Source organism: Celeribacter sp., from assembly GCF_048266405.1.
Lineage (GTDB): Bacteria > Pseudomonadota > Alphaproteobacteria > Rhodobacterales > Rhodobacteraceae > Celeribacter.
Genome location: NZ_JBLWZO010000016.1, coordinates 40,881 through 47,611 on the forward strand (window position 1 = coordinate 40,881; position 6,731 = coordinate 47,611).

Genomic DNA, 6,731 nt, shown 5'->3' on the forward strand with positions numbered 1-6,731 from the left:
GTGACGTGCTTCAGAACGCCTGACGGAAAATCTCAACAATCTCTTTCTCATTCCCTTTACGCGGGTTAGAGAACGCGTTGCCGTCTTTAAGCGCCATCTCCGCCATATATGGGAAGTCAGCCTCTTTTACGCCAAGTTCATTCAGGTGCTGAGGGATGCCAACGTCTTTGGACAAACGGGCAATGGCGTTAATTGCGCACTCAGCGGCATCCATCGTGGAGAGCCCGGTGGTATTTTCGCCCATAAAGGTGGCGATATCGGCAAATTTTTCCGGGTTGGCTATCAGGTTGTAGCGGCAGACGTGCGGTAACAGCACGGCGTTTGCCACACCGTGAGCCATGTCGTACAGGCCGCCAAGTTGGTGAGCCATCGCATGGACATAACCGAGGTTAGCATTGTTAAACGCCATCCCGGCAAGCAGTGACGCGCAGGCCATATTTTCACGCGCTTTGATGTTGGTGCCCAGCGCCACGGCCTGACGAAGGTTAGTCGCAATCAGTTTAATAGCCTGGATAGCAGACGCATCCGTCACCGGGTTGGCATCTTTGGAGATATAGGCTTCCACGGCATGAGTCAGCGCATCCATCCCGGTTGCGGCGGTCAAACCGGCAGGTTTGCCAACCATCAACAGCGGATCATTGATGGAAACAGAAGGCAGGTTACGCCAGCTCACAATAACGAATTTCACTTTGGTTTTGGTATTCGTCAGTACGCAGTGACGGGTGACTTCGCTGGCGGTGCCGGCGGTGGTGTTGACGGCAATAATCGGTGGCAGCGCATGGGTCAGGGTTTCGATACCCGCATAGCTATAAAGGTCGCCTGGGTGGGTCGCGGCGATACCGATACCTTTCCCGCAGTCATGAGGACTGCCGCCGCCCACGGTGATTATCATGTCGCAATGCTCTTTCTGGAAGACCGCCAGACCATCACGCACGTTGGTGTCTTTCGGGTTCGGTTCGACACCATCAAAAATTACCACGTCAATACCGGCTTCGCGCAGATGTTTTACGGTCTGATCGACTGCGCCGTCTTTAATGGCGCGCAGGCCTTTATCGGTCACCAACAGGGCTTTTTTCCCGCCCAACAGTTTGCAGCGTTCGCCCACAACAGACACCGCGCCCGGGCCGAAGAAGTTCACATTTGGAACAAGAAAGTCATACATACGATCGCTCATAATAAGCCTCAGAAAATTGAGTTAGAAATAAAGTTGATTAATGCTTGTCGAAATAGTCGAGCGCTGACCTGGCTATTTCCATATCCTGTTCAACCGTGCCACCACTGACGCCGATTGCGCCAATAACCTGATTGTTTTCAATAATGGGGAAACCACCGCCAAAAATAACAATTCGCTGCTGATTGGTAAGCTGCAAACCATAGAGTGACTGGCCCGGTTGAACGCCTGCGGTAATTTCATGCGTCGGTTGTTGCAGGCAGCAGGCAGACCACGCCTTGTTCAGCGAAATATCACAACTGGTGACAAAGGCTTCGTCCATTCGCTGCATTATCAGCGGGTTTGCTCCGCCATCGACGATGGATATGACCACTGGTACATTGATTTCACTGGCTTTACTCTCAGCGGCTGCCGTCATCGCTTTTGCCATGGCAAGGCTGACGGTGGCGCGGGGAAGGCTTTTAATCATACATACTCCTGAAATCATCCACAGAGTGTTAATGGGAGTGGTGTTAATTTAATAAAAAATTAAATGCTGGATGATTAATGGATGAAAATCACATTAATCCTTTGGTGTTATTTTTGCTTTTAATGAACGTAAGTCAACAGGGGGTAATGGGCGGGTGATTTTATAGAAAATGCTTTTTTAGCACTATTTTGATTTGACGTCGGTCGTGTATCACATTTATTTGTGAGGCTGTTTTAATGCGTTCCACTGTGAAACGGATTAACAAAAAGATGTCCCAAAATAAAACCAAATTTATTTAATTTTTTTATTGCGCTGCGTCCTTTAAGTTGCCGGTAATTCTCACCCGGAGAGCACTACCGGGCACAATTTTTTAATCTTATGAGCCAGAGCAAAATGAGACGATCAAAACGATTCGAAGTCCTCGAAAAGCGGCCAGTTAACCAGGATGGCCTGATTGGTGAATGGCCTGAAGAAGGGCTGATTGCAATGGGTAGCCCCTGGGACCCGCCATCTTCCGTGAAAGTCGAAAACGGGCGCATTGTTGAACTGGACGGCAAAGCCCGTGCCGATTTCGACATGATTGATCGGTTTATCGCCGATTACGCCATCAACATTGAACAGACAGAACGCGCAATGGCCCTGGATGCGTTGACGATTTCACGCATGCTGGTGGATATCAACGTGGGGCGGGCAGAAATCATTAACATCACCACCGCCATTACCCCGGCGAAAGCGGTGGAAGTGATGGCCCACATGAACGTGGTGGAAATGATGATGGCGTTGCAGAAAATGCGCGCGCGGCGTACGCCTTCCAATCAGTGCCATGTAACCAACCTGAAAGACAACCCGGTGCAAATTGCGGCGGATGCAGCCGAAGCGGGGATCCGCGGATTCTCCGAACAGGAAACCACCGTCGGCATTGCCCGCTATGCGCCGTTTAATGCCCTGGCGTTGTTGGTGGGCTCGCAATCTGGCCGTCCTGGCGTATTAACCCAGTGCTCAGTGGAAGAAGCCACCGAACTGGAGCTGGGTATGCGCGGGTTTACCAGCTATGCGGAAACCGTCTCCGTGTACGGTACTGAAGCGGTGTTCACCGATGGCGATGACACACCGTGGTCGAAAGCCTTTCTGGCGTCTGCCTACGCGTCTCGCGGGCTGAAAATGCGCTACACGTCTGGCACAGGCTCGGAAGCGCTGATGGGATATTCCGAGAGCAAATCGATGCTTTACCTGGAGTCGCGCTGCATCTTTATCACCAAAGGTGCCGGGGTGCAGGGGCTGCAAAATGGCGCGGTAAGCTGCATTGGCATGACCGGGGCGGTACCTTCCGGTATTCGTGCGGTGCTGGCGGAAAACCTGATTGCCTCCATGCTCGACCTGGAAGTGGCCTCAGCCAATGACCAGACGTTCTCCCACTCTGATATTCGCCGCACGGCACGCACGCTGATGCAGATGCTGCCGGGGACGGACTTTATCTTCTCAGGCTATAGCGCCGTACCGAACTACGACAACATGTTTGCCGGGTCGAATTTCGACGCCGAAGACTTTGACGATTACAACATTCTGCAACGCGACCTGATGGTCGATGGCGGTCTGCGTCCGGTATCGGAAGAAGAGACCATCGCCATCCGCAATAAAGCGGCCCGCGCGGTACAGGCCGTATTCCGTGAACTGGGGCTGCCTGCGGTGACCGATGAAGAAGTGACGGCGGCGACCTATGCGCACGGCAGTAAAGACATGCCGCCGCGTAATGTGGTGGAAGATCTGGGCGCAGTGGAAGAGATGATGAAACGCAATATCACCGGGCTGGATATTGTTAAGGCCCTGAGCGTTAACGGATTTGATGATGTGGCCGACAATATTCTCAATATGCTGCGCCAGCGTGTGACCGGGGATTATCTGCAAACCTCCGCGATCCTCGACCGTGATTTTGACGTGGTCAGCGCCGTAAACGATGTCAACGATTACCAGGGGCCGGGTACGGGCTATCGAATTTCCCCGGAACGCTGGGAAGAGATCAAAAACATTGCCACGGTTATCCAGCCTGACAGCATCGAGTAAGGGGAACTGCATCATGGAAACGAAACAGAAAAAGAGCCCGGTTTTTACCCTGACGCTGGTTGAAAACGGCGTTGCCGGTGCGGGTGAACGTGCCGATGAAGTCGTCATTGGCGTTGGCCCGGCATTTGATAAATTTCAGCATCAAACCCTCATTGATATGCCGCATAAAGCAATTATCAAAGAGCTGGTGGCGGGCGTTGAGGAAGAGGGGCTGCATGCCAGAGTGGTCAGGATCCTGCGCACCTCGGATGTCTCTTTTATGTCCTGGGATGCGGCAAATCTCAGCGGCTCGGGGATTGGAATCGGTATCCAGTCTAAAGGGACAACCGTTATCCACCAACGCGATCTGTTGCCGCTCAGTAATCTGGAGCTGTTTTCTCAGGCTCCGCTGTTAACGCTCGAAACCTATCGTCAGATTGGCAAAAACGCCGCGCGCTATGCCCGTAAAGAATCGCCCTCGCCGGTGCCGGTGGTGAATGACCAGATGGTGCGCCCGAAATTTATGGCGAAGGCGGCATTGTTCCACATCAAAGAGACAAAACATGTGGTGCCGGATGCCAAACCCGTTGCGCTGAATATTGAAATTATCCGGGAGGAAAAATGACCACCAAAACCACAATGACGGCCGCAGATTACCCGCTGGCAACCCGCTGCCCGGAGCGTATCCAGACGCCGACCGGAAAACCGCTTACCGATATCACGCTTGAAAATGTTCTCGCCGGAAAGATAGGCCCACAGGATGTGCGTATCTCACGAGAAACTCTGGAGTATCAGGCGCAAATCGCAGAACAGATGCAGCGCCATGCTATCGCCCGCAACCTGCGTCGCGCCGGGGAGTTAATTGCCATTCCTGATAGCCGGATCCTCGAAATCTACAATGCGCTGCGCCCGTATCGTTCTTCCACTGAGGAGCTGCTGGCGATTGCCGATGAACTGGAATACCAGTATCAGGCGACGATCAACGCCGCGTTTATTCGCGAATCGGCAGAAGTCTATCGCCAGCGCGATAAGCTGCGTAAAAAAGAAGCATAAGGGCGAGCTGATATGGCATTGATTGCGGGGATTGATATTGGCAACGCCACGACAGAGGTCGCCCTGGCTGAGTCCACCAGTCAGGGGCTGCGGTTTCTTACCAGCGGAATTGTGCCGACGACCGGAACGAAAGGGACACGGGACAACATCAGCGGGGTGATTGGCTCACTCATGCAGGCGCTGGATAAAGCCGGGCGCAGTCAGCAGGATGTGGCGCTCATTTGCCTGAATGAGGCCGCGCCGGTCATTGGCGATGTGGCGATGGAGACCATTACCGAAACGATTATCACCGAATCGACGATGATTGGTCATAACCCCCAGACGCCGGGCGGTGAGGGACTGGGCGTTGGAACCACGATCCGTCTGGAAAATCTGGACGCGCTGACGCCCGAAGAATACAGCAGTGGATGGATACCGCTGGTGGACCATCAGGTCGATTTTATGGATGCCGCCTGGCAACTGAATGAGGCGCTCACGCGGGGCATCAACGTGGTGGCGGTGATCCTCCAGCAGGATGATGGTGTGCTGATCAATAATCGCCTGCAGCGTACCTTGCCGATTGTTGATGAAGTGACGCTTATCGACCAGGTACCCGAAGGCGTGCTGGCGGCGGTAGAAGTGGCGGCGACCGGGCAGGTGATTTCGCTGTTGTCTAATCCCTATGGCATCGCCACCTGGTTTGCGCTCACCCCGGAAGAGACACGGATGATTGTGCCCGTGGCGAGAGCGCTTATCGGCAACCGTTCGGCGGTGGTGCTGAAAACTCCGAAAGGCGATGTGAAATCGCGGGTGATCCCGGCGGGGCATATCACCGTGCGTGGGGAAAAACGTACCGTCCAGGCGGATGTGGCACGTGGAGCCGAGTCGATTATGCACGCGGTCGCCGGGTGTGCCCCAATTTGCGATATTCGCGGTGAACCCGGCACCCACGCTGGTGGGATGCTGGAACGGGTGCGCCAGGTGATGGCTTCCCTGAGCGGTCACGGTGCTCATGAGGTCTTTATTCAGGATTTACTTGCCGTGGACACATTCATTCCCTGCAAGGTTCAGGGCGGGCTGGCGAATGAGTTCTCGATGGAAAATGCCGTGGGCATTGCGGCTATGGTGAAATCTGACCGACTGCAAATGGAGGTCATTGCGCGCGAACTCAGCCAACGTTTAAACACCCGTGTGGAAGTGGGCGGCGTGGAGGCCAATATGGCGATTGCCGGGGCGCTCACCACACCGGGGAGCGACACACCGCTGGCTATCCTGGATTTAGGCGCGGGTTCCACGGATGCCGCCACCATCAATGGAGCAGGGCAGATAAAATCGGTGCATCTGGCGGGGGCGGGCAATATGGTCAGCCTGCTTATCAAAACCGAGCTTGGATTAAGCGATTTGACGCTGGCGGAGGAGATTAAGAAATACCCGCTCGCCAAAGTTGAAAGCCTGTTCAGTATTCGCCATGAAAATGGGGCGGTAGAGTTTTTCCGCGAACCGCTCAGCCCGGCCGTGTTCGCTAAAGTGGTGTATATCAAAAACGGCACCCTGATCCCGATTGATAATCACACTTCGCTGGAAAAAATCCGTCTGGTGCGCCGACAGGCAAAAGAAAAAGTTTTTGTGACCAACTGCTTGCGGGCTCTGCGGCAGGTCTCGCCGGGGGGCGAAATCCGTGACATGGCCTTTGTGGTGCTGGTAGGCGGATCATCGCTGGACTTCGAAATCCCGCAAATGATCACCGATGCGTTATCCCATTATGGTGTGGTCGCCGGGCAGGGCAACATTCGCGGAACGGAAGGCCCGCGTAATGCGGTGGCAACCGGACTCGTGTATCGCTGCGATACAGATAATGACCGGGTTTGCGATGACAGATAAATATAAGTTAGGGAAGGTGCGAACAAGTCCCTGATATGAGATCATGTTTGTCATCTGGAGCCATGGAACAGGGTTCATCATGAGTCATCAACTTACCTTCGCCGACAGTGAATTCAGCAGTAAGCGCCGTCAGACCAG

General features: G+C 54.0%; 6 protein-coding genes. 4 read left to right on the forward strand and 2 right to left on the reverse strand.

Features of this window, described 5'->3' with window-relative positions; genetic code table 11:
• Nucleotides 1-10: 10 nt before the first annotated feature.
• Nucleotides 11-1,174, reverse strand: a complete 1,164-nt coding sequence (gene dhaT, locus ACN0TS_RS17180; RefSeq protein ID WP_004098891.1) for a 1,3-propanediol dehydrogenase — start codon at nucleotides 1,172-1,174, stop codon at nucleotides 11-13.
• Between the two features lie 37 nt (nucleotides 1,175-1,211).
• Nucleotides 1,212-1,640: a GlcG/HbpS family heme-binding protein gene (locus ACN0TS_RS17185; protein ID WP_004098893.1), complete on the reverse strand. Its 429-nt coding sequence runs from the start codon at nucleotides 1,638-1,640 to the stop codon at nucleotides 1,212-1,214.
• 393 nt (nucleotides 1,641-2,033) lie between these two features.
• Here ACN0TS_RS17185 and ACN0TS_RS17190 point away from each other — a divergent pair, with 393 nt between their 5' ends.
• From ACN0TS_RS17190 to ACN0TS_RS17205, 4 genes are read left to right on the forward strand one after another with little or no spacing between them, the layout of a single operon-like run.
• The gene (locus ACN0TS_RS17190) at nucleotides 2,034-3,701 is read left to right on the forward strand and encodes a propanediol/glycerol family dehydratase large subunit (protein ID WP_004098894.1); all 1,668 of its coding nucleotides are present in this window, start codon (nucleotides 2,034-2,036) and stop codon (nucleotides 3,699-3,701) included.
• Between the two features lie 13 nt (nucleotides 3,702-3,714).
• Nucleotides 3,715-4,305 (forward strand): propanediol/glycerol family dehydratase medium subunit, encoded by a 591-nt coding sequence (locus tag ACN0TS_RS17195; protein ID WP_004098897.1) that lies wholly within the window; start codon nucleotides 3,715-3,717, stop codon nucleotides 4,303-4,305.
• Entirely contained in the window at nucleotides 4,302-4,733 is a 432-nt protein-coding gene (locus tag ACN0TS_RS17200; protein WP_004098899.1) for a diol dehydratase small subunit, read from the forward strand. The genes ACN0TS_RS17195 and ACN0TS_RS17200 overlap by 4 nt, the downstream gene beginning before the upstream one ends.
• A gap of 12 nt (nucleotides 4,734-4,745) precedes the next feature.
• A complete protein-coding gene (locus ACN0TS_RS17205; RefSeq protein WP_004098901.1) occupies nucleotides 4,746-6,593 on the forward strand; it encodes a diol dehydratase reactivase subunit alpha in 1,848 nt (615 codons plus the stop codon).
• Nucleotides 6,594-6,731 lie beyond the last annotated feature (138 nt).